Annotated in this window: 21 protein-coding genes; 5 read left to right on the top strand and 16 right to left on the bottom strand. The window is 68.0% G+C overall.

All coding sequences use genetic code 11. The features are described 5' to 3' along the window. Positions 1 to 14 precede the first annotated feature (14 nt). Complete coding sequence (locus ASD65_RS04585; protein ID WP_056219112.1) at positions 15 to 416, bottom strand: hypothetical protein; 402 nt, start codon at positions 414 to 416, stop codon at positions 15 to 17. A 73-nt stretch (positions 417 to 489) separates the two neighbouring features. Between ASD65_RS04585 and ASD65_RS04590 the strand changes: the two genes are divergently transcribed. Beyond that, complete coding sequence (locus tag ASD65_RS04590; RefSeq protein WP_056219115.1) at positions 490 to 1,128, top strand: O-methyltransferase; 639 nt, start codon at positions 490 to 492, stop codon at positions 1,126 to 1,128. A gap of 62 nt (positions 1,129 to 1,190) precedes the next feature. On the opposite strand, the gene ASD65_RS18690 is transcribed toward ASD65_RS04590, so the two are convergent. From ASD65_RS18690 to dapE, 3 genes are all read right to left on the bottom strand, one after another. Continuing rightward, on the bottom strand, positions 1,191 to 1,364 hold the full coding sequence (locus tag ASD65_RS18690; protein ID WP_082561567.1) for a DUF3117 domain-containing protein: 174 nt from the start codon (positions 1,362 to 1,364) through the stop codon (positions 1,191 to 1,193). 93 nt (positions 1,365 to 1,457) lie between these two features. Beyond that, positions 1,458 to 2,684, bottom strand: coding sequence for a hypothetical protein (locus tag ASD65_RS04595; protein ID WP_082561568.1), 1,227 nt, complete (start codon positions 2,682 to 2,684; stop codon positions 1,458 to 1,460). Then, positions 2,666 to 3,742 carry a succinyl-diaminopimelate desuccinylase gene (gene dapE / locus ASD65_RS04600; RefSeq protein ID WP_056219120.1) on the bottom strand — a complete coding sequence of 359 codons (1,077 nt, stop codon included), beginning with the start codon at positions 3,740 to 3,742 and terminating at the stop codon, positions 2,666 to 2,668. The genes ASD65_RS04595 and dapE overlap by 19 nt, the downstream gene beginning before the upstream one ends. A 52-nt stretch (positions 3,743 to 3,794) precedes the next feature. Here dapE and dapD point away from each other — a divergent pair, with 52 nt between their 5' ends. Next, the gene (dapD, locus tag ASD65_RS04605) at positions 3,795 to 4,766 is read left to right on the top strand and encodes a 2,3,4,5-tetrahydropyridine-2,6-dicarboxylate N-succinyltransferase (RefSeq protein WP_056219122.1); all 972 of its coding nucleotides are present in this window, start codon (positions 3,795 to 3,797) and stop codon (positions 4,764 to 4,766) included. Positions 4,767 to 4,808: 42 nt separating this feature from the next. Then, positions 4,809 to 5,627: a polyphosphate kinase 2 gene (ppk2, locus tag ASD65_RS04610; RefSeq protein WP_056224467.1), complete on the top strand. Its 819-nt coding sequence runs from the start codon at positions 4,809 to 4,811 to the stop codon at positions 5,625 to 5,627. A gap of 13 nt (positions 5,628 to 5,640) precedes the next feature. Here ppk2 and ddaH read toward each other — a convergent pair whose 3' ends face one another. From ddaH to ASD65_RS04655, 9 genes are all read right to left on the bottom strand, one after another. Next, a complete protein-coding gene (gene ddaH / locus ASD65_RS04615) occupies positions 5,641 to 6,402 on the bottom strand; it encodes a dimethylargininase (RefSeq protein ID WP_056219124.1) in 762 nt (253 codons plus the stop codon). A 4-nt stretch (positions 6,403 to 6,406) separates the two neighbouring features. Further along, positions 6,407 to 7,702, bottom strand: coding sequence for a citrate synthase (locus ASD65_RS04620; RefSeq protein ID WP_082561569.1), 1,296 nt, complete (start codon positions 7,700 to 7,702; stop codon positions 6,407 to 6,409). 215 nt (positions 7,703 to 7,917) lie between these two features. Beyond that, a complete protein-coding gene (gene dapC, locus ASD65_RS04625) occupies positions 7,918 to 9,033 on the bottom strand; it encodes a succinyldiaminopimelate transaminase (RefSeq protein WP_056219127.1) in 1,116 nt (371 codons plus the stop codon). Positions 9,034 to 9,043: 10 nt separating this feature from the next. After that, positions 9,044 to 9,436 carry a ferredoxin gene (gene fdxA, locus ASD65_RS04630; protein ID WP_056219129.1) on the bottom strand — a complete coding sequence of 131 codons (393 nt, stop codon included), beginning with the start codon at positions 9,434 to 9,436 and terminating at the stop codon, positions 9,044 to 9,046. A gap of 10 nt (positions 9,437 to 9,446) precedes the next feature. Beyond that, on the bottom strand, positions 9,447 to 9,854 hold the full coding sequence (locus ASD65_RS04635; RefSeq protein WP_056219131.1) for a DUF6113 family protein: 408 nt from the start codon (positions 9,852 to 9,854) through the stop codon (positions 9,447 to 9,449). 34 nt (positions 9,855 to 9,888) lie between these two features. Then, entirely contained in the window at positions 9,889 to 10,203 is a 315-nt protein-coding gene (locus tag ASD65_RS04640) for an AzlD domain-containing protein (protein ID WP_056219134.1), read from the bottom strand. Beyond that, entirely contained in the window at positions 10,200 to 10,892 is a 693-nt protein-coding gene (locus ASD65_RS04645; RefSeq protein WP_056224471.1) for an AzlC family ABC transporter permease, read from the bottom strand. The genes ASD65_RS04640 and ASD65_RS04645 overlap by 4 nt, the downstream gene beginning before the upstream one ends. A gap of 149 nt (positions 10,893 to 11,041) precedes the next feature. Further along, the gene (gene typA / locus ASD65_RS04650) at positions 11,042 to 12,955 is read right to left on the bottom strand and encodes a translational GTPase TypA (protein WP_056219135.1); all 1,914 of its coding nucleotides are present in this window, start codon (positions 12,953 to 12,955) and stop codon (positions 11,042 to 11,044) included. A 149-nt stretch (positions 12,956 to 13,104) separates the two neighbouring features. After that, positions 13,105 to 14,889, bottom strand: coding sequence for an ABC transporter ATP-binding protein (locus ASD65_RS04655; RefSeq protein ID WP_056219138.1), 1,785 nt, complete (start codon positions 14,887 to 14,889; stop codon positions 13,105 to 13,107). Positions 14,890 to 14,927: 38 nt separating this feature from the next. Between ASD65_RS04655 and ASD65_RS04660 the strand changes: the two genes are divergently transcribed. After that, positions 14,928 to 15,539 (top strand): PH domain-containing protein, encoded by a 612-nt coding sequence (locus ASD65_RS04660; protein WP_056219142.1) that lies wholly within the window; start codon positions 14,928 to 14,930, stop codon positions 15,537 to 15,539. Positions 15,540 to 15,553: 14 nt separating this feature from the next. Here ASD65_RS04660 and ASD65_RS04665 read toward each other — a convergent pair whose 3' ends face one another. The 3 genes from ASD65_RS04665 to ASD65_RS04675 all read right to left on the bottom strand — a co-directional run bounded on the left by ASD65_RS04665 (position 15,554) and on the right by ASD65_RS04675 (position 20,198). After that, complete coding sequence (locus tag ASD65_RS04665; RefSeq protein ID WP_082561570.1) at positions 15,554 to 16,714, bottom strand: ABC transporter permease; 1,161 nt, start codon at positions 16,712 to 16,714, stop codon at positions 15,554 to 15,556. Then, the gene (locus tag ASD65_RS04670; protein WP_056219145.1) at positions 16,714 to 18,249 is read right to left on the bottom strand and encodes an ABC transporter permease; all 1,536 of its coding nucleotides are present in this window, start codon (positions 18,247 to 18,249) and stop codon (positions 16,714 to 16,716) included. The genes ASD65_RS04665 and ASD65_RS04670 overlap by 1 nt, the downstream gene beginning before the upstream one ends. A 161-nt stretch (positions 18,250 to 18,410) precedes the next feature. Next, a complete protein-coding gene (locus tag ASD65_RS04675; RefSeq protein WP_056219148.1) occupies positions 18,411 to 20,198 on the bottom strand; it encodes an ABC transporter family substrate-binding protein in 1,788 nt (595 codons plus the stop codon). Between the two features lie 147 nt (positions 20,199 to 20,345). On the opposite strand from ASD65_RS04675, the gene ASD65_RS04680 reads away from it, so the two are divergent. Beyond that, positions 20,346 to 21,263, top strand: a complete 918-nt coding sequence (locus ASD65_RS04680; RefSeq protein WP_056219151.1) for a CPBP family intramembrane glutamic endopeptidase — start codon at positions 20,346 to 20,348, stop codon at positions 21,261 to 21,263. Positions 21,264 to 21,544: the final 281 nt, after the last annotated feature.

The following is a 21,544-nucleotide window of genomic DNA, read 5'->3' on the forward strand; positions in this document are numbered from 1 at the left end:
CGGTCAGCCCGAGCTCAGGTGGCTTCGGTGTCGAACGGCGTCCCGCTGCCGGCCGAGCCATCCGCTCGCACGACCACGCCGGGAGGCGCCGCAGCGGCCGCGCTGAGCGGCTTGACGGCGGCGGCGGCGATGCCCGCAGCCCGCACGGTCGGGACGGGCGCGTCATCCAGCAGCGCCTCGCGGATGATGCGACGCGGGTCGTACTGACGGGGATCCAGCTTGCGCCAGTCGACGTCGTCGAAATCCTCGCCCATCTCGTCCTTGACGCGCGTGCGGGCGCCCTTCAGGAACTCCCGTGCCCGCTGCGTCCAGTGCGCCAATCCCTCGGCGTAGCGCGGCAGGCGCTCAGGACCGATCACGACTGCGGCGATCACGGCGATCACAAGCAGCTTCTCGAACGTCAGCCCCAGAACCATGCATCCAGATTACCGCCGCGCCTGTGCGATCGGCGCCCCCCGCCCGCGTAGTCTGAGAGCGGAGGAGCGACACATGGGCGATCAGGACGCGAACTATCGGTTCGCCGCAGAGGCGACGGTCGAGCCCGAGCACATCGCCCGCGCTCGTGCGCACGCCATGGAGCTGGGTGCGAACCCGATCAGTGCACCCGTGGGGGCGCAGATCGCGGTGCTGTCGGCGGCATCCCAAGCGCTGAACATCGTCGAGATCGGCACCGGCGCGGGAGTCTCCGGACTCTGGCTGCTGCACGGCTCGCCCCGCGCGACGCTCACCACCATCGACAACGAGCCCGAGCACCTCAACGCGGCGCGGCAGGCGTTCGCCGAGGCGAAGGTGCCACCGGCACGGGCGCGCTTCATCGCGGGCAGGGCCTTCGACGTCCTCCCCCGCATGAACGAGGCGTCTTACGACATCGTCCTGGTCGACGCCGATCCGGAGGGCGTGATCGAGTACGTCGAGCACGGCCTGCGCCTGGTGCGCGCCGGCGGCACCGTCCTCGTGCCGCGCGTGATGGGTGCCGGCGCGGTCGCCGATCCCGTCCGACGCGATGCGGTCACCACGGCATACCGGTCGCTGATCCAGGAGACGCAGTCCTCCCCCGCCGTCATCGGCGCGCTGTCGATCGTCGGCGAAGGCCTGCTGCAGCTCACCACTCTCCAGTCGACGGTCTGATTCCCGACGGAAACGCAGAAGCGGCCGATCCGAGGATCGGCCGCTTCAGTGTCATCGAGAGGTCAGGCGGGGGCGACGACCCCACCGAGCACTTCGTAAAGCTCCTTGGCCTCAGCATCGTTCACGGACACGACGAGGCGTCCGCCGCCTTCGAGAGGAACACGAACGACAATGAGGCGTCCCTCCTTCACGGCCTCCATCGGCCCGTCTCCGGTTCTCGGCTTCATGGCTGCCATCGTGGCTCCCTTTCGTGGTAGGTATGCACAAACAGTTTATCCTGCGGCCGGGACACGGGATAATCGGCCGCACCCGGAATGTTCAATCCGTGATCAGGGAATCTGCCAGAACGTATTCCCGAGGGCGTACACGTTGTAGATCCACCACCACTGCCCGAGCAGGCACAGCCCGAGCACGGCCACGCGCCAGACCCGGGATCTCGGCATCGCCACCGCCCCCCACAGCGGTGAGATCGGCAGCATGAGCCGGAAGATGCTCGACTGCGGGAAGAACACCGCGAGGATGTACACGAGGTAGCTCGCCGTCCACAGACGCAGCTCGACGCCGAGGCGCTTGACGTGCGGCTCGAAGAGCAGGACGGCCGCGAGTCCGAGAACGGATGCCGCGAACACGACATACCCGACGACGGGGCCGACGCCCCACGTGCCGAACCAGAAGCCCACCGCCTGGAGGAACCCGTCGAAGGGCAGGAAGGCGTCGTGACTTCCCACGATCCAATTGCGGCGCCAGGACAGCTCCGTCGCCAGATACGCGCCGGAGTCGCCCGTGACGATGCCCGCGATCACCTGCCAGGAGAAGCCGACGACCACGGCGAGCAGTCCGAGGGCGACGATGTGCACGATCTCGCGCACCGGGAGCGCCTCGCGGCGACGCGAGAACCAGCGCCAGATGCCGAACAGCCCGAGGAACAGGGCGAACGCCAGCACACCCGGGCGGGTGAATCCCATCAGCGGGATGAGGAGGTACAGCCAGCCGTACCGTCGCTGCATCACCATCCAGAGCGACAGGTAGAGCCAGAGCAGGAACAGCGACTCGGCGTATCCGACCTGGAACATCGCCGCGAGCGGGCCCGCCGCGAAGAACAGCACCGCCCAGAGCGCGGTGGAATCATCGGTGCGCGGTCGCAGCATCCGGTACAGCACGAGGCACGACAGGTAGCCCGCGACGAGCGAGATCACCACGGCGCCGGCACCCCATGAGCCGAGCAGCATCCCGAGCGCGGCGGACAGGTACGCGTAGATGGGCATGAACGCCCATTGGTTCTCCGCCACGAGGCCGGAGTCGGTCAACGGAAGCGTGTCCGGGTAGCCGTGGACCGCCGTGAACCAGTACCACTGCGCGTCCCAGCCGAGCATGAGGTCGGCGATGGTGGCGCCGTCGCCGAAGCGCGATCCGACGCCGGACAACTCGGCCGCGATCAGCAGGAAGACGGTGGTGACCAGGCGAGCAGCCAGATACAGGATGCCGATGCGCACGGCGATGGGCAACGACCGCCATGCCCCGCGGGAGGGGGCGACGCTCAGAGCGCCGTCAGCCACGATCGGAGTCCGCGCTCGACATCCACGATCTGCGCGTGCGGCACGCGCTCCTGGTCGTGGTGGGCGAGCTGGGGGTCACCGGGGCCGTAGTTGACCGCGGGAACCCCGAGCGCGGAGAAGCGCGCGACATCGGTCCAGCCGTACTTGGGGCGCGGTTCGGCACCGACGGCGGCGACGAACTCCTGCGCGAGCGGCGCGTCGAGCCCCGGCCGTGCACCGTCGGCGAGGTCGACCACCTCGACCTCGAACCCCTCGAACACCTCGCGCACGTACTGCGCGGCCTGTTCCGCGCTCGTGCTGGGCGCGAAGCGGTAGTTGACCTCGACCTCGCACAGGTCGGGGATGACGTTGCCGGCGATCCCGCCGCGGATGCGCACGGCGTTCAGTCCCTCGCGGTAGACGAGTCCCTCCACCGCCACCTCCTGCGGCACATAGTCCGCCAGACGCGCCAGGATGGGCGCTGCGTGGTGGATGGCGTTCTCGCCCACCCACGCGCGGGCACTGTGCGCCCGGACGCCGTGCGTGCGCACGAGAGCCCGCAGGTTGCCGTTGCAGCCGCCTTCGACCTGGCCGTTGGACGGCTCTCCGAGGATCGCGAAGTCGCCGGCGAACAGGTCCGGGCGCGTGCGCGCCAGCCGTGTCAGTCCGTTCAGGTCGGCGTCGACCTCTTCGTGGTCGTACCACATCCAGGTGATGTCGACGCGGGGATCGGTCAGCTCTGCCGCGAGCTTCAGCTGCACGGCGACACCGGCCTTCATGTCGACGGTACCGCGGCCCCATACGAACGGCTCGCCATCGATCTCGATGTCGCGCGTCGGCAGGTTGTCGTTGATCGGCACCGTGTCGATGTGACCGGCGATCACGACGCGCTGGGCGCGGCCCAGCTGCGTGCGGGCGACCATGGTGTCGCCGTCGCGGTAGAAGTCCAGGTGCGGAAGGTCGCGCACGGCGGCCTCGATCGCATCGGCGAGGGTCTGCTCGTCACCGGAGACACTCGGGATGTCGCAGATCGCCCGCGTGAGATCGATGGAACTGGCGGAGAGATCGAGCTGCGGCATCCTCCGAGTCTATCGAGCACCGGCTTCGGCGCCGGTTCGCTAGCGTTGAGTCATGAGCGATGAACGATGGGTCTGGGGCGTCGGCCTCGCGACGGTGTGCGACGAGTCCGGATCGGCCCCCGGGACGGTGCTGGACACGTGGTTCCCCGAGCCCCTGTCCGGCCGACTGCCGCTGGGCTATGACCCGGCGATGCCGCCCGCCCCGCTGGAGCAGCTCGCCGTGCCCGACACACGCCGGGCCGTGACGGTCGAGACGGTCGCCATCGAGATCGACCTGGCCGCCGCGCCGACCTCCACCTCGGATGCCTACCTGCGCTTGCACGCCCTGTCGCACCGCCTGGCGGCCCCCAACGAGGTCAGCCTCGACGGAATCTTCGGCTTCCTGCCCAATGTCGCGTGGACCAACGCCGGGCCGATGCATCCCGATGACTACACGCGTCTGCGTCCGTTCCTGCAGCGCGACGGCATCCAGGTGCAGGGGCTCGACAAGTTCCCGCGTCTGCTGGACTACGTGACGCCCGTCGGCGTGCGCATCGCCGATGCCTCCCGCGTGCGCCTGGGCGCGTACCTCTCCCCCGGCACGACCGTCATGCACGAGGGCTTCGTCAACTTCAACGCCGGCACCCTCGGCGCCTCGATGGTCGAAGGCCGCATCTCGCAGGGCGTCACCGTCGGCGACGGCAGCGACATCGGCGGCGGCGCCTCCATCATGGGCACGCTCTCCGGCGGCGGCACGCACCGCGTGTCGGTCGGGGCCCGAACACTGCTCGGCGCCAATGCCGGGATCGGGATCTCGCTCGGCGACGACTGCGTCGTGGAGGCGGGCCTGTACGTCACCGCAGGGTCGAAGATCGTGCTCGCAGACGGCCCGGCCCTGCACGACGGCTCGCGTCCGACCGTCAAGGGGTCAGAGCTGTCCGGTCGTGACGGCATCCTGTTCCGTCGCAACTCGCTCACCGGCGCGGTCGAGGCAGTCCAGCGCGCCGGCGTCGGCGTCACGCTCAACGAGGCGCTGCACGCGTAGGATCACCGCAAACGCGAGGAGGCGGCATCCGTGACGAAGCGCATGCGCAAGAGGCTCTACGAATCCGAGTTGAAGGAACTGCAGGCGCGTCTCGTCGACATGCAGGCCTGGGTCCAGCAGACCGGCGCGCGCATCGTGGTGATCTTCGAGGGCCGGGATGCCGCGGGCAAGGGGTCGACCATCAAGCGCGTGTCGGAGTACCTGAACCCGCGGGTCACTCGGGTGGTGGCGCTGCCGACGCCCAGTGAGCGCGACAAGACCCGGTGGTACTTCCAGCGTTACGTGCCGCATCTCCCCGCGGCCGGCGAGATCGTCCTGATGGACCGCTCCTGGTACAACCGGGCGGGTGTCGAGCACGTGATGGGCTACTGCACGAACGAGCAGTACCACCGGTTCCTGCACCAGGCGCCGATCTTCGAACGGATGCTCGTCGAAGACGGCATCATCCTGCTGAAGTACTGGTTCAGTGTCTCGGATGTCGAGCAGGAGGCCCGGTTCCGCTCCCGCGCGGAGGATCCGATGCGGCGCTGGAAGCTCAGCCCGAACGATGTGCTGTCGATCACCAGATGGGAGGACTACTCGCGCGCGAAGGACACGATGTTCGTGCACACCGACATTCCGGAAGCGCCCTGGTTCGAGGTGGACAGCGACGACAAGCGTCGCAGCCGCATCAACATGATTGCGCACCTGCTCTCCCAGGTGCCGTACGAGCTCGTGGAGCGCACGGATATCCAGGTTCCCCCGCGTCCCGAGTCGGGAGGCTATGTGCGGCCTCCACGGGACTGGACGACGCACGTCCCCGACCACGCCGCCGAAGTCGAAGCGCGTCACGCCGCTCTCAGATCGGCAGAGCACGGCTGAGAAATGCCCGACGTCAGTCGCGGATGCGCACCGACAGGCAGGTGACGCAGCCTTCGAGCTTCTCGAACTCGGTCACCTCGGCCGTCACGACCTCGAGCCCGCGATCGCGGTAGAGCGCCGCGGTCGCGGGTGCATCGGCGGACATCAGCACCGTCCCCGCATCGAGCACGACCACGGCGGTGCCGTGCTCCTCGGGGATGCCGAGGAACCGTCCGAATGCCTCGGGGTCGTCTACGAGGGGCGCGAACCCGACGACCGTGCCGTCCGGCAGCGCGGTCACGCCGGACTTCAGATGCAGCACTCTCGTCACCGGCACCTCGACGACCGTCCATCCACGCGGGCCGAGCGCCGCGCGCAGCTGCGCGATCCCGGCGGCATTCGTACGCGAAGAGGCACCCACATAGACCTTGCGGTCGACCTTCAGCACATCGCCGCCATCGAGGGTTCCGGGCGCCTCGATCGCGGTCGTCTCGAGCCCGGATGCCGCGACTGCCGCGGCGACCGAGGCGGCCTCTCCGCGCCGGGATTCGGCACCGGCACGACACAGCACCGCCAGGTCGCCGAAGACGACGACCGCGTCCTCGACGAAGACACCGTCGGGCTGGTCATCGACGGGGTCGACCTCGATGATCTGCCAGCCGCGCGTGCGATAGACCTCGATGTACGCGTCCCACTGCCGGCGCGCGAGCGCCGGATCGACCGGTACCCGGTCGAGGTGCGTCAGCTCGCCGTCCGCGAGATGCGGTGAGGGGCGACGGACCAGGAGCCGCGGCATCCGATCAGATTCCGGGGTAGTTCCGCTCCGCGGCGCCGACGTACAGCTGCTGCGGGCGGCCGATCTTGGTCTGCGGGTCGGACTGCATCTCGCGCCAGTGCGCGAGCCAGCCGGGAAGGCGGCCGATCGCGAACAGCACGGTGAACATGCGGGTCGGGAAGCCCATCGCCTTGTAGATGACTCCCGTGTAGAAGTCGACGTTGGGGTACAGCCGGCGCTCGCGGAAGTAGTCGTCGCTGAGCGCGATCTCCTCGAGCTCCTTGGCGAGGTCCAGCAGCGGGTCGCTCACGCCGAGGGCGGACAGCACCTCGTCCGCCGATTCCTTGACGAGCTTGGCCCGCGGGTCGTAGTTCTTGTAGACGCGGTGGCCGAAGCCCATGAGCTTGACCCCGTCTTCCTTGTTCTTGACCCGCTCGACGAAGCGTTGCACGCTCTCGCCGGACTCGCGGATGCGGGCGAGCATGTCGAGGACGGCCTCGTTGGCGCCGCCGTGCAGCGGGCCATATAGGGCGTTGATGCCCGCGGATATCGAGGAGAACTGGTTGGCGCCGGTGGAGCCGACCAGTCGCACCGTGGAGGTGGAGGCGTTCTGCTCGTGGTCTTCGTGCAGGATGAGCAGACGCTCGAGGGCACGGGACATGACCGGGTCGACTTCGTACCGCTCGGACAGGACGCCGAAGTTGAGCTTGAGGAAGTTGTCAACGAAGCTCAGCGAGTTGTCGGGGTACAGGAAGGCCTGACCGACGCTCTTCTTGTGCGCGTAGGCCGCGATCACGGGGAGCTTGGCGAGCATGCGGATCGTGTTGAGCTCGACGTGCTCGGGGTTGTGCGGGTCGGACTGGTTCTCGTAGTACGTGGAGAGCGCCGACACCGCCGAGGAGATCACCGACATCGGGTGGGCGGTGTGGGGCAGCGCGGAGAAGAAGCGCTTGAGGTCCTCGTGCAGCAGCGTGTGGTGGCGGATGCGCTCGTCGAACTCGCCGAGCTCGTCGGCCGTCGGCAGCTCGCCGTAGATGAGCAGCCAGGCGACCTCGAGGTAGGTGCTGTTCTGCGCCAGCTGCTCGATCGGATAGCCGCGGTACCGCAGGATGCCCTGGTCGCCGTCGATGAACGTGACCGCCGACCGCGTCGCTGCGGTGTTCACGAAGCCGTAGTCCAGCGTCGTGTGTCCGGTCTGTCGCGTGAAGGTCGAGATGTCCATGCTCGGCGCCCCATCGGTGCCGCGCAGCAACGGGAATTCGGCCGTCTTGTCACCGATGGTGAGGGTGGCTTTTTCCTGCTGGATGTCCGCGTCGCTCACGGCGCCTCCTTGCGATTTCTGGTCGGTTCGGGGTGTCGTCGGTCCAGCGGACAACCCCATGGAGGTGCGGTCCGAGTGCCGGTACGGAGGTCGGAGATACCGCACCGCCGCGTCCCTACAGCCTAGTGGGCGGGCAGGCCTACTGCCGCACCAGCCAAACGCCTGGGGATTCCACTGGAGGAATCCTCCTGTTCTCCCGCGCCGGCAGCATCCCGTCAGACGCGCGGAAGCTCGGCCAGTCGTGCGGCGGCCGCGGCAATGCGCTCGTCGGTCGCGGTGAGCGAGAGACGGATGTGCTGCGGGTAGTGCTCGCCGTAGAAATGACCGGGTCCGGCGAGGATTCCGACGCTCGCGAGACGGTCGATGCTCTCCCACGCGTCACGGCCCTCGGTCGCCCACAGGTACAGACCGGCTTCACTGTGATCGATGCGGAAGCCTGCGGCCTCCACCGCCGGCTTGAGCACGGCGCGCCTGGCCCGGTAGAGCTCCTTCTGCGCCGCGACGTGCGCGTCGTCACCGAGCGCGACGATCATCGCAGACTGCACCGGCGCGGGGGGCATCAGCCCCAGGTGCTTGCGCGCGGTCAGCAGACGCTCCACGAGTGCCGGATCGCCGGCGAGGAACGCCGCACGGTAGCCGGCCAGGTTCGACTGCTTGCTCAGCGAGTACACCGACAGGATGCCGCGCACGTCGCCGGCGGTCACCCGCGGGTCCAGCACGCTGGGCACGGGCTCGTCCGCCCACACGCCGTCCCAGCCGAGCTCGGCGTAGCACTCGTCCGAGACGAGAATCGCCCCGAGTTCGCGCGCGCGGGCGACCGCGGCGGCCAAGGCTGCAGCATCCAGCACCCTGCCGTCAGGGTTCCCGGGAGAGTTCAGCCAGATCAGCGCGGTGCCCGCCGGCCATTCGGCGGGGTCATCGCTCGCGAACGGCGTCGCACCGACGAGACGGGCGCCCACTTCGTACGTGGGGTACGCGGCACGCGGGTGCACGACGATGCCTCCCGCGCCGAGATCGAGCAGCAGCGGCAGCAGGGCGACGAGCTCCTTGGAGCCGATCGTCGGAAGCACATGCGCGGGGGTCAGGTCGGGCACACCGCGACGTCGCGCGTACCAGTCGACGATGGCTTCCCGGAGCGCGGGCGTGCCCACGGTCTGCGGGTAGGCGTGCGCATCGGTCGCTGCCGCGAGGGCGTCGGCCACGACGCGCGGCGTCGGATCGACGGGCGAGCCGATGGACAGATCGACGATGCCGTCGGGGTGGGAGCGCGCCCGGGCCGCGTACGGCGCGACGGCATCCCACGGGTAATCGGCGAGGTCGGAGACACCCATCCCGCGGCGCCTACGGTGCCTGCGGCGGGAGCGCCGAGATGATCGGGTGGTCCTTGTGGATCACGCCGACCTTGGCGGCTCCGCCCGGGGATCCCACGTCGTCGAAGAACTCGACGTTGGCCTTGTAGTAGTCCGAGCCGACCTTGGCGGCTCCGCCCGGGGATCCCACGTCGTCGAAGAACTCGACGTTGGCCTTGTAGTAGTCCGACCACTCTTCAGGCAGGTCGTCCTCGTAATAGATCGCCTCGACCGGGCAGACCGGCTCACACGCACCGCAGTCGACGCATTCGTCCGGGTGGATGTAGAGCGACCGGTCGCCTTCATAGATGCAGTCGACCGGACACTCGTCGATGCAGGCACGGTCTTTCACATCCACGCACGGAAGCGCGATCACATACGTCACACGAACAAGTCTAGTTCGCTTGGGGACGCTGGTTCTCCGACAGAGCGCGCATACGGGACAGGTCCGGCCACGACACCACGATCGCGACCAGGATCGGCACGGCGATCGTCCAGACCACGCCCGGGCTGAAGGCTCCGTCCGCCGCCTGCGGAACGATGACCGACCCGCCGGGACCCCGGCCCGAGAAGACCATGGTCGCCAACATCATGCCGAGGCCCGTGGCGAGGGCGGCCCAGCGGTCGCCGGTGAGCAGCCGCACCGCCGCGAGCAGCGCACCACTGCCGATGATCGCCAGCACGAGCCCGAGCGGGAACCAACCCCACATGAAGCTCTGCGCGATGGTGCCGGCCAAGCCGTAGACGGCGCCGACGAGGAGCGCGATGACCCACGTGCCGACACGGGACCAGGAGAATGTCACCGCACCAGTCTAGATCGCGAACCTGGGGCAGTGCTCAGGCCGCCCAGCCCCACAGCCGCAGCAGGCCCGCCACGAGGGCCGCCGCGACCACGACCACCAGGAACGGTGCCCGCAGCATCAGCAGTCCCGCCGCCACGAGCAGCGCCGGGATGCGCGCGTCCACGACGATCGCCTGACCGACTCCGAGCGCCTGCACGGCGACCAGGGCCGCCAGCAGGGCGACCGTCAGCAGGTCCGCGATGCGCGCGGGTCGCGGCGCCTCGAGCACGCGCGGCGGCACGAGGTAGCCCAGCGTCTTCAGGGCGACGCAGATGATGGATGCCACGAGCACCGCTGTCCACAGCGTCATGGCAGCCCCTCCCGTTCGGGCACGTCGTCGGGCTCCCCCGACGGCGCGGTGTCGCGGCCCAGCCAGTTGAACCACCCCACGACGATCGCGACGACCGCCGCCACCAGCACGGGCAGCCCGGGCATCAGCACGGGCGTGAGGACGACAGCGACCACGGCCGCCGCTGCAGCCACGGCGATCGCCTGCCGCTGCTTCAGACGAGGCCACAGCAGCGCGAGGAAGGCCGCGGCGGCCGCGGCATCCAATCCATACGCCCGAGGGTCGCCCAGCACATCGCCCAGCAGCGCACCGGCCAGCGTCGAGAGATTCCACCCGACGTAGATCCCGATGCCGGTCACCCAGAAGCCGATCAGCCGGGCTCGCCGGGTCTCCTGCGCGAGCGACACGGCCGTGGACTCGTCGATCGTGAACAGCGCGGCGGCGGCGCGACGCCATCCGCCGGCGCCGATCACCGGCGACATCCGCATGCCGTAGGCGATGTTGCGCACGCCCAGCAGCGATGCGGACGCGATCGCCGCCGGGGCGGCCGCCAGTCCCCCGGCCCCGATCACACCGACGAAGGCGAACTGCGACCCGCCGGTGAACATGAACAGGCTCAGCACGCAGGTCTGCCAGACATCCAGCCCCGCCGCGACCGACAGCGCGCCGAAGGAGATCCCGTAGGCACTGGTGGCCAGCGCCACGCCCATGCCGTCGCGCCACGCGCGACGTGCGTGCGGGTCGGATGCGGTGCTCACCCGGACGAGCCTAGCGAGCGCCCTCCGTCGACGGCGAACGCAGAAACGCCGCTGCCGTCCCGCACAGGGCGGGACGGCAGCGGCGTTTCAGCTCAGCCGACTCAGGACGAGGCGTCCTGACGCTTGAGGCGCGCGGTGGCGCGGGCACGCTCGGAGGCGGCAAGGTTCACCTTGCGGATGCGCACGACCTCGGGGGTGACCTCGACGCACTCGTCGTCGCGGGCGAACTCGAGGCTCTCCTCGAGCGTCAGCACGCGCGGCGGGGTCATCGACTCGAACGTGTCGGAGCTGGCCGCACGCATGTTCGTGAGCTTCTTCTCCTTGGTGATGTTCACGTCCATGTCGTCGGCGCGCGAGTTCTCGCCGATGACCATTCCCTCGTACACCTCCTGCGTGGGCTGCACGAAGAACGACATCCGCTCCTGGAGCGCGATCATCGCGAACGGCGTGACGACACCCATGCGGTCGGCGACGATAGAGCCGTTCTGACGGGTCGAGATGTGTCCCGCCCAGGGCTCGTAGCCGTGCGAGATCGCGTTCGCGATGCCGGTGCCGCGGGTCGTGGTGAGGAACTCGGTGCGGAAGCCGATCAGGCCGCGCGAGGGGACGACGAACTCCATGCGCACCCAGCCGGTGCCGTGGTTCGACATGCCCTCCATGCGGCCCTTGCGGGCAGCGAGCAGCTGCGTGATCGCGCCGAGGTACTCCTCGGGGGCGTCGATCGTGAGGTGCTCGAACGGCTCGTGCGTCTTGCCGTCGATCTGCTTGGTGACCACCTGCGGCTTGCCGACGGTCAGCTCGAAGCCTTCGCGGCGCATGTTCTCCACGAGAATGGCGAGAGCCAGCTCACCGCGGCCCTGCACCTCCCACGCATCCGGACGCCCGATGTCGACGACCTTGAGCGAGACGTTACCGATGAGCTCGCGGTCGAGGCGGTCCTTGACCATGCGGGCGGTGAGCTTGTGTCCCTTGACCTTGCCCATCAGCGGCGAGGTGTTGGTGCCGATCGTCATCGAGATGGCCGGGTCGTCGACGTGGATCTGCGGCAGCGGACGCACGTCGTCGGGGTCGGCGATCGTCTCACCGATCGTGATGTCGTCGAAGCCGGCGATGGCGACGATGTCACCGGGGCCGGCGCTCTCGGCCGGGTAGCGCTCCAGGGCGCGGGTCTTCAGCAGCTCGGTGATACGCGCGTTGCTGGTAGTGCCGTCGGCACGCACCCACGCCACGGTCTGGCCCTTCTTCAGCGTGCCGTTGAAGACGCGAAGCAGTGCGAGGCGGCCGAGGAACGGGCTGGAGTCGAGGTTGGTGACCCAGGCCTGCAGCGGTGCCTCGTCGTCGTAGGACGGCGCGGGCACGTGCTGGAGGATCGCCTCGAACAGCGGCTCGAGGTCGTCGTTGTCGGGCAGGCTGCCGTTCTCGGGGCGGTTGCGCGACGCAGCGCCGGCGCGACCGCTGGCGTAGACGACCGGCACGTCGAGCAGCGCGTCGACATCGAGGTCCGGGACGTCATCGACCAGGTCGGACGCGAGGCCGAGCAGCAGATCGTGCGCTTCCTCTTCGACCTCGGGGATGCGCGCGTCGGGACGGTCGGTCTTGTTGACCAGCAGGATGACGGGAAGCTTGGCCTCCAGCGCCTTGCGCAGCACGAAGCGGGTCTGCGGCAGCGGGCCCTCGCTCGCGTCCACGAGCAGGACGACGCCGTCGACCATGGACAGGCCGCGCTCGACCTCGCCGCCGAAGTCCGCGTGACCCGGCGTGTCGATCACGTTGATCGTGACGGGGCCGTCGGTGGCGTGCAGACCCTTGTACGTGATCGCCGTGTTCTTGGCGAGGATCGTGATGCCCTTTTCACGCTCGAGGTCGTTCGAGTCCATCGCGCGCTCTTCCATGTGCTCGTGAGAGCCGAAAGAGCCGGTCTGCCTCAGCATCGCGTCGACAAGTGTCGTCTTGCCGTGGTCGACGTGCGCGACGATCGCAACATTTCGCAGGTCGGGCCGGAGGGCGTGCGCCATGAGAGTCCTTGAAAGATCGGGGTGATGCCCGGAGTCGGGCGGTCCATTCTAGCCGACTCGACCTGACCGACTTCTGACCGCCCCTCCATAACGACGAAGAAGAGCGGATGCCGGGGCATCCGCTCTTCTTCTCATTCACGCGATTCGCGTCAGGCTGCGTCGCCGCCTCGGGCCTGTGCCTCGGCCGCTTCGGCCTCGAGCAGAGCGGCACGCGCCTCGCGACGCACCCGCTGTTCGGCTGGGTCGGGGATCGGCACGGCGGCGATGAGGCGCTGCGTGTACGCCTCCTTCGGCGCGCGCAGGATCTGACCGGTGGCACCCTGTTCGACGATGTGACCGTGGTGCATCACGATGATGCGGTCGGCCAGCGTGTCGACGACCGCGAGGTCGTGACTGATGAACAGGCACGCGAACCCGAGGTCGCGCTGCAGGCGCTTGAGCAGTTCGAGCACCGTCGCCTGCACCGACACGTCGAGCGCCGAGGTGGGCTCGTCGGCGATGAGCAGCTTGGGCTCGAGCGCGAGGGCGCGTGCGATGCCGACACGCTGCTTCTGACCGCCGGAGAGCTCGTGCGGATACCGACTGCGGTACGCCCTCGGCAGCTCCACGGCATCCAGGAGCTCCTGGACGCGCTTGTCGAGCGCACGGCCCTTCGCCTCGCCGGCCAGCAGCAGCGGCTCGCCGATGGACTGGCCGATCGGCAGACGGGGGTTCAGCGAGGACGACGGGTCCTGGAACACGATGCCGACGTCCTTGTGCACCTTGTGCAGCAGACGACGGTCGGCCTGGGAGATGTCGTGGCCGACGACGGACGCCTTGCCCTCCGCGATCGGCAGGAGACCGATGGCCGCACGGCCGACGGTCGTCTTGCCCGAGCCGGACTCGCCGACCAGGCCGGTGACTTCGCCCTGGTAGATCGTGAAGTTGGCGTGCTCGACGGCGCGGAACGCCGGGACGCGCCCCTTCTTGGGGTAGTCGATCGCAACGTCCTCGAACTGGAGCACGGGCACCAGTCCGGAGCGACGCTCGGCATCCTCGACCGCGGCGACCTCCGCCAGACGGATCGAGCTCGTGTCACCGCTGAGGGCCGCAGTCGTGTCGATCCGTTCCCCGCCGACCTCGCCGATGCGCGGCACGGCCGCAAGCAGCTGCTTCGTGTAGGCGTGCTGCGGAGCGGCGAAGACGCCCTCGACGGTGCCGCGCTCGACGATCTCGCCCTGACGCATCACGACGATGTCATCGGCGAGGTCGGCGACCACGCCCATGTCGTGCGTGATCAGGAGGATCGCCGAGTCGAGGCGGTGGCGCAGGTCGCGCATCAGGTCGAGGATCTCGGCCTGCACGGTCACATCCAGCGCCGTGGTCGGCTCATCCGCGATCAGCAGCCACGGGTCGCACGAGATCGACTGCGCGATCATGGCGCGCTGACGCTGACCGCCGGACAGCTGGTGCGGGTACGAGTTGAACGCCTTCAGCGGATCCGGCAGCTCGACGAGATCGAGCAGCTCGAGCGCCCTGGCCTTGGCCTGGCTGGGTGTCATGCCGAAGTGGATGCGCAGCGTCTCGATGATCTGGAAGCCGACCGTGTAGACGGGGTTGAGCGCCGTCATCGGCTCCTGGAAGATCACCGCGATCTCACTGCCGCGCACGCGGCGCAGCTCGTCGGGCTTGAGTCCGAGGATCTCGCGACCGGCGAGCTTGACACTCCCCCGCACGCGGGCGTTCTTGGGGAGCAGGCCGAGCAGCGCCATCGAGCTGGCGCTCTTGCCCGAGCCGGACTCGCCCACGATCGCGAGGGCCTTGCCGCCCTCGACGGAGTACTGCAGCTTCTTGGCGGCGGGCACCCAGAAGTTGTCCACGGCGAAGTCGACCGACAGGTCGTTCACCTCGAGTAGGGGTCCGTTGTAGCCGTCGCGGCCGCGCAGCTGGTTCATCGGTCGTTCCTGACGTCGTGCACTGGAAGAATGGGAAAATGAGCGACTACCCGGCTATCACGCTGCATTCGCGGTTCAACCGCATCATGGCGATCGCGCTGTGGGTGGTGGCTGCACTGATGGTGATCGGCGGCATGACCAGCGGTGACCTGCGCCTGGCGTGGGTGTACCCCGCCGCTCTGCTGGTGGCCTTCTTCGCCTGGGCGGGCCTGTGGCGTCCCTACGTGCGCGTCGATGACTCCGGCGTGACCCTGCAGAACGTGACGCATCGCGTCGAGATCCCGTGGTCCGCCCTCATTCACGTCGACACGCGGTACGCGCTGACCCTCTACACGCCCGGACAGAAGTTCGCCGCGTGGGCAGCTCCTGCCCCCGGAATCTTGTCGTCCTCGCTCGCGGGCCGCAGCGCCGCGAATCGCGAGGCCCGCGCGACGGGCTCGGCCCTTCGGCCCGGCGACCTGCTGGGCACCGAGTCGGGCAACGCCGCCACGGTGGTCCGCGAACAGTGGCAGGCGCGCGTCGAACGCGGCGGTGTCGACGCCGGCAGTGCCGACGCCGTCCCCGTGTCGCGCCACTGGGACCTGCCCGTAGCCGCCGCGTCCGTGGCGCTGATCATCGCGACCGGCTGGCTGCTGGCTACGAACGGCTGACCGCACCACGGGAGTCATCGGTTCGGCTCCGCGCTGTCTTCCTTCGGGTCCTGGCTCGAGATGCCGACCTCTGTGGCGTACCCGGATGACGTCATGATGGCGCCCTCGGGAACGTCCGACACGGTGCCGTCCACCGAGACGACGGTGGCATCCTCGGGGAGATCCTTCACGCGACGGAAGACGATGCGCTTCTGCCGCGGATCGAACGCATCGCGCAGCCCGTCACCGACGAAGTTGACCAGCAGCGACAGGATCACGATGAACGCGGCGGGCCACCAGAACAGCCACGGCCGCGTCTGGAACGCGGACTCGTTCTGGCTGATCAGCAGACCCAGCGACACCTCGGGCGACTTCACGCCGTAGCCGAGGAACGACAGCGAAGTCTCCAGGATGATGGCCGCGGCGATCAGCAGCGTGGTCGAGACGATCACGACACCCATGGCGTTGGGCAGGATGTGCTTGAAGATGATGCGCATGTCGGATGCACCGGCCACGCGCGCCGCTTCGACGAACTCCCGCTCGCGCAGGCTGAGGAACTCGGCACGCACCAGACGGGCGATGCCCGTCCACGCGACGAAGCCGAGGAAGATCGCCAGCAGCACCGGTCCGAGTCCACCGACCGCGACACCGACGACGGCGCCGATGACGATGATCGGGATGACGATGACGATGTCGGTCATGCGCATCAGGACCGCGTCGACCCACCCGCGGTAGTACCCGGAGATGGCGCCGACCACCACGCCGATGAAGGCGGCGATGAGGCCGATGATGAACATGATGTACGCCGAGTTGACCAGTCCGCGCATCGTCATGGCGAAGTAGTCCTTGCCGACGTTGTTCTGGCCGAACGGGTGGTCGCCCCACTGGATGCCCGGGCCGCCGAGGAACTCGGGGATGATCGACAGCGTCGGTGCACCGCCGTTGACCGGCGGCATGAGCTGCGTGTAGTTGTACTTCCACCAGCCGGGCAGACCGAAGACGCCCGTCGCGGAGGCCGCGAAGCCGACCACGAAGATGAAGAGCACGATGCTGACCAGCGCCGGCTTGTGCGACAGGAACCGGCGCAGGATCAGGCGACCCTGGCTGACGCCACGGTCCTCTGCGGTCAGGACGGCGCCGCCCTCTGCGGCGGGCGCGCCCGGGGACTCGAAACTGGGATCGATGGGGATGGTCATCACTTGGCCCTCACTCGCGGGTCGAGCGCCGAGTAGGCGAGATCCGCGATGAAGTTGAAGGTGATGGCGAAGATCGCGATAACGATGAAGTACGCCATAACCGGGTTCGGGTCACCGGCCTGGAGGCCCGTGTTGAAGAGTGCGCCCATACCGGAGAACGCGAAGATGCGCTCCGTGATGATCGCGCCACCGATGAGGCCACCGACGTCGGCGGCCACGATCGTGGTGATCGGGATGAGCGAGTTGCGGAACGCGTGGCGCACGACGACCGTGCGCTCAGGCAGACCCTTGGCGCGCGCGGTGCGGATGTAGTCCTGGTTGAGCACCTCGAGCATGCCGCCACGCGCGTAGCGCGTGTACCCGGCGAACGAGATGAGCATCAGGCTGATCGTCGGCAGCAACAGGTGCGTGAACGTGTCGATCCCCTGGATCCAGAAGTCGCCCTGCAGGTTCGGCGTCTGCGATCCCACGGTGGCGATCGGACGACCGTTGACCCGGGGGTTCGTCAGGTACGCGTTCCAGTTGCGCATGAACTGATCGAGGATGATCACGCCCATGCCCAGAAGGCCGGTGAGTGCACCGATCCGCATGGCCTGGCCCTTGTCGTGCTCACCGAGCAGCCAGCCGGCGAGCAGGCCGACGCCCAGTGCGAGGACGAACAGCAGGAACAGTCCCCAGCCGTTGAATGCCGGCAGGAACGGCTGCAGCGCGAAGTACGCGACCACCAGGACGATGGCCACCGCACCGGCCGTGCGCCACGCGAAGCGCGCCCGCGTTCCGGCGATCAGCAGCACCATTCCGGCGCCGAACGCGATGATCAGCAGCGGCGAGAGGATCGGTCCGAGCGACGGGTTCAGGAACCACGACGTGACGGACATCAGGTACATCATCAGTCCGGTGACGATGACGGATGCCGCGAAGACGGTCAGGCGACGCTGCCTGTTGCCACCTATCACGGCTTGCCAGAACAGACCCGCCACCAACGACACGACGATGATCACGGCCCACGAGAACACAGGGTCTCGGAGCCAGTCGTTGAACCCGATGGCGACGAACACCTTGAGCAGGACGCCCATGAGGAACGACGGCAGCGAGTAGAGGAAGAAGCTCGCGAACGTGAACGTGTAGTCCACGGCGCTGTACTGGCGCAGGGCCGACACGATGCCGACCGTGATGCCGAGGACGATCGCGAGGACGGTCGCGGCGGTGACCAGCTGCAGGGTCGAGCCGACGGCGCGGGCGAGGAGCACCTGCACGGACTGGTTCTGGATGGTGACACCGAGGTCGCAACCGGCGAACGGGACGACGCACCGTGCGGCACCGCCGAGCCAGTTGAGCCATCGGAGAATGATGGGTTGGTCAAGGTGGAGCCACTGGATCCGCTGGAGGATCAGCTGCTCTTTGTTCGGACTGCTCGAGGCGTACAGATCCTGGAGCGGGTCACGCGACCACGCTACGAGGACGTACATGAGCAACGACGCCGCGATCAGGATGAGGATCGAAACCCCGATGCGCCGAAGGACATAGCTAAGCACTGGGTTGCCCCTTCATGGACAAACGATACCAGGCAGGGCGCTGCATCCGTCGGATCACGAGGAGGCGCTCTGCAAGGCGTGAGGACTGGCACGCGTATGGGGCGCCGGGAGTGTTTTTCCCGACGCCCCATACGGGGTCTATACGTCAGACGCGGTCGAAACTACTTCGACTCGGTGCCCTCAGCAGTCCACTCCCAGAAGTTCCACACCGGGCCGGTCTGGTTCGCCATGAAGGTGACGCCCTTGACGCGGTCGGTGTGAGCCTCGAGACCGGGGCTCTGGAACAGCGGCAGGCCGTAGAAGTTCTCGAAGAGAAGCTTGTCAACCTGCATGCTGGCCGTCTCGACGTCAGCCGGGTCGGTCATGACCTGGATGTCGTTGGCGAGCTGGTCGATCTCCGGCACGTTGACGCCGTTGTAGTTTCCGCCACCGAAGGAGGCGAAGATCTGCGGGATCGATGCGTTGCCGACACCGGGCGAGATCCAACCGAAGATGGACACGTCGTAGATGTCGCTGCCGAGCTGTGCGCCCCAGTCCTCACGGCCGATGTCCTCGACCACGAAGCCGGCTTCCTGAGCCGTTGCCTGGATGGCCTCGAACGCCGCGACGCGGTTCGGGTTGTTGATGTTGTACAGGATGCGGACGGTCGGGGTCTTGCCGGCGAGGAGCGTCTTGGCGCCCTCGACGTCGACGTCTGCGTAGGCGTCGGACCCGTTGGTCTTGATGGTCTCCGCGTACGGTGCCGTCTGCGACGTCACGTAGATCTGCGAGTTGAGCACCTCGGCGTCGGGGTTGACCGGCTTGATGACGGTGTCCACGATCTGCTGACGCGGGATGACCTTCATGAAGGCCTCACGCACGGTCGGGTCGGCGAACTCGCCCTTGAACGAGATGTCGACGTGGTCGTACGCGAGCTGCGGACCCGAGAGGATCTGGATGCCCGAGAGGCCCTCGAGGAGGGTCAGCGTGTCGCCACCGGCCTGCGGGTTGATGATGTCGACCTCACCGTTCTGGAGGGCCGTCACCTGCGCCTGCGAGTCACCGACGAAGCGGAAGACCAGCGTGGAGAACGCGGGGTTGTGGTCACCGGTGTACTCCGGGTTCGCCTCGAGCGTCATCGACTGCGTGGGCTCCCACGACTTGACGATGAACGGGCCGTTGGAGAGGTACAGCGACGGGTCGTCCGGGAGGGACGTCACGTCGAAGCCCGTGTTCCAGAAGTCCGCAGCGGCCTTGATGGTCGCGTTGGGCTCGGCGGGAGCGTCGGCGTCACCCTTGGGGGTGGTCGTGATGGCCTTCACCAGTTCGTCCACCGTGACGCCGGCCTTGTCGGCGACGACGTGGATCGGCTGGTCGAGCAGCCACACGAGGTTCCAGTCCACGAAGGGGGTTTCGTAGACGAGCGTCAGGGACTTCTTGTCGTCCGAGACCTCGGGGACGTCGGTGTCGTTCACACCGACGGTCGAGCCGGCGATCGTGAAGTACTGGGTGCCTGCGGTGACTTCGCCGTCGTCGTTGAACGTCGCGTCATCGAAGTAGCCCGAGGCGATCGCCCAGCCGAGCAGAAGGTCGTCGGTGGTGATGGCTTCGCCATCGGACCACTTCAGTCCGTCGTTGAGGGTGTACTTGACGGTGAGCGGGTCGTCAGAGACCTTCTCCATCTTTCCGAAGCCCTCGTTGGGGACGACCTCCATCTTGTCGTTGATGTACGCGAACGTGTCGTGGGTCGCGTAGTTGACCTTGGAGTTGATGTCGAGGTTGCCCTGCGGCGTGTTCGGGTTGAAGCTCGAGAGCTCGTTCGTCTCGGCGAGGCTAACCTGCGTGTCGACGACGGGCTGCGTGGTGTTGCCACCACCGCCGGGGCTGGTGCAGGCCGCGAGGGCGACGGCGGTGACGCCGACTCCTGCTGCTACTGCGAGGGCGCGTACGCGCCAGGTCTTTGCAGACACTGTGTTTCCTCCTGTGCAAGGGATGAATGCGGCACGCCGAACCCAGGGGTACGTCGTGTCGCGGATATCGAAACCCTAAGTAAATGCTTAGCGATGGTCAAAACCTCGGGCCAAAACGTTACATACCCTTAACTCAACCGTGCCTTGATGTGGCAATCTGACAAGGTGTCCCGGCCAGAATCCCGTTTCCCTAGGAGGGAACCCACGGACCCCGTCGCGCTCGCGCCGTACGACCGCCGTCGGCTGACGTGGGAGGTCGCCCTCGTGCTCGCCGTGACGGTCGGCAGATCAGCGCTGTACTCGGTCCTGTCGCTGATCCGCTCCTCGCTCCGGGCGCTCGAAGAGGGCAAGAACCTCAGCGATCAGTCGACCTCGCTCAACCCGGCACGGGACACGCTGGCCCTCTGGGACATCCTGTATCAGCTGCTCGACGTGTTCTTCGCACTGGCCGCAGTGGCGCTGGTCGTGTACCTGCTGTGGGAGCCCGGCAACAACGCGCTCCGCCGCATCGGGCTGGACTTCCGGCATTTCGGCGGCGACCTCGGTCGCGGCATCCTGCTCGCCGCCGTCATCGGCATTCCCGGCCTGGGACTCTACGTCGTCGGCCGGATGCTGGGCGTGACGCTGAACGTGAGCGCGTCGCCGCTGGATGCCGCGTGGTGGGCGGTGCCGTTGCTCGTGCTGTCGGCTGTGCGCGCCGGGCTGGTCGAAGAGGTCATCTTCATCGGCTACCTGTTCGACCGGCTGCGCCGCTTCGGCTGGTCCTGGTGGGCGATCATCCTCTCGACCGCCGCGCTGCGCGGCGCCTACCACGCGTACCAGGGCATCGGTGCGATCGTCGGCAACTTCGTCATGGGCGTCGTCTTCGGCTGGTGCTACAAACGCTGGGGCCGCGTCATGCCGCTCGTGATCGCCCACACCCTCCTGGACGTCGTCGCCTTCGTCGGCTATCCCATCGCCGCCGCCCTGTGGCCCGGCGTGTTCGGCCCGGCGCCGGTGCCCTCGGGGCCTGTGTCGCCGGGGCCGTCTGGGTCGCCGGGGCCTTCGGGGTCGCCTACGCCCTGAGTGGCGGGTGGGGTCGGGGTCGCCGGGGCCTTGGTTTGCGGAGCGCGTTGGGTCGCGGCATCCGCTCCACCGGCACCGAGACTGCAACGGAGCGTCGAGACTGCGGGAAACAGCCACAGTCTCGACGTACGGTTGCAGTCTCGCGGATCTGGGCGCCGGCAGGACCGGGTGGGGCGGGGTGGCAAGGTCAGGTGGCCGAACGCGTGGGCGGCGCCGGCACCCTTGGCCGCCGCATCCGTTCCTCACCGCTGAGACTGCACCGGGACGTCGAGACTCCGGGA

The sequence above is a fragment of the Microbacterium sp. Root61 genome (genome assembly GCF_001427525.1).
Lineage (GTDB): Bacteria > Actinomycetota > Actinomycetes > Actinomycetales > Microbacteriaceae > Microbacterium.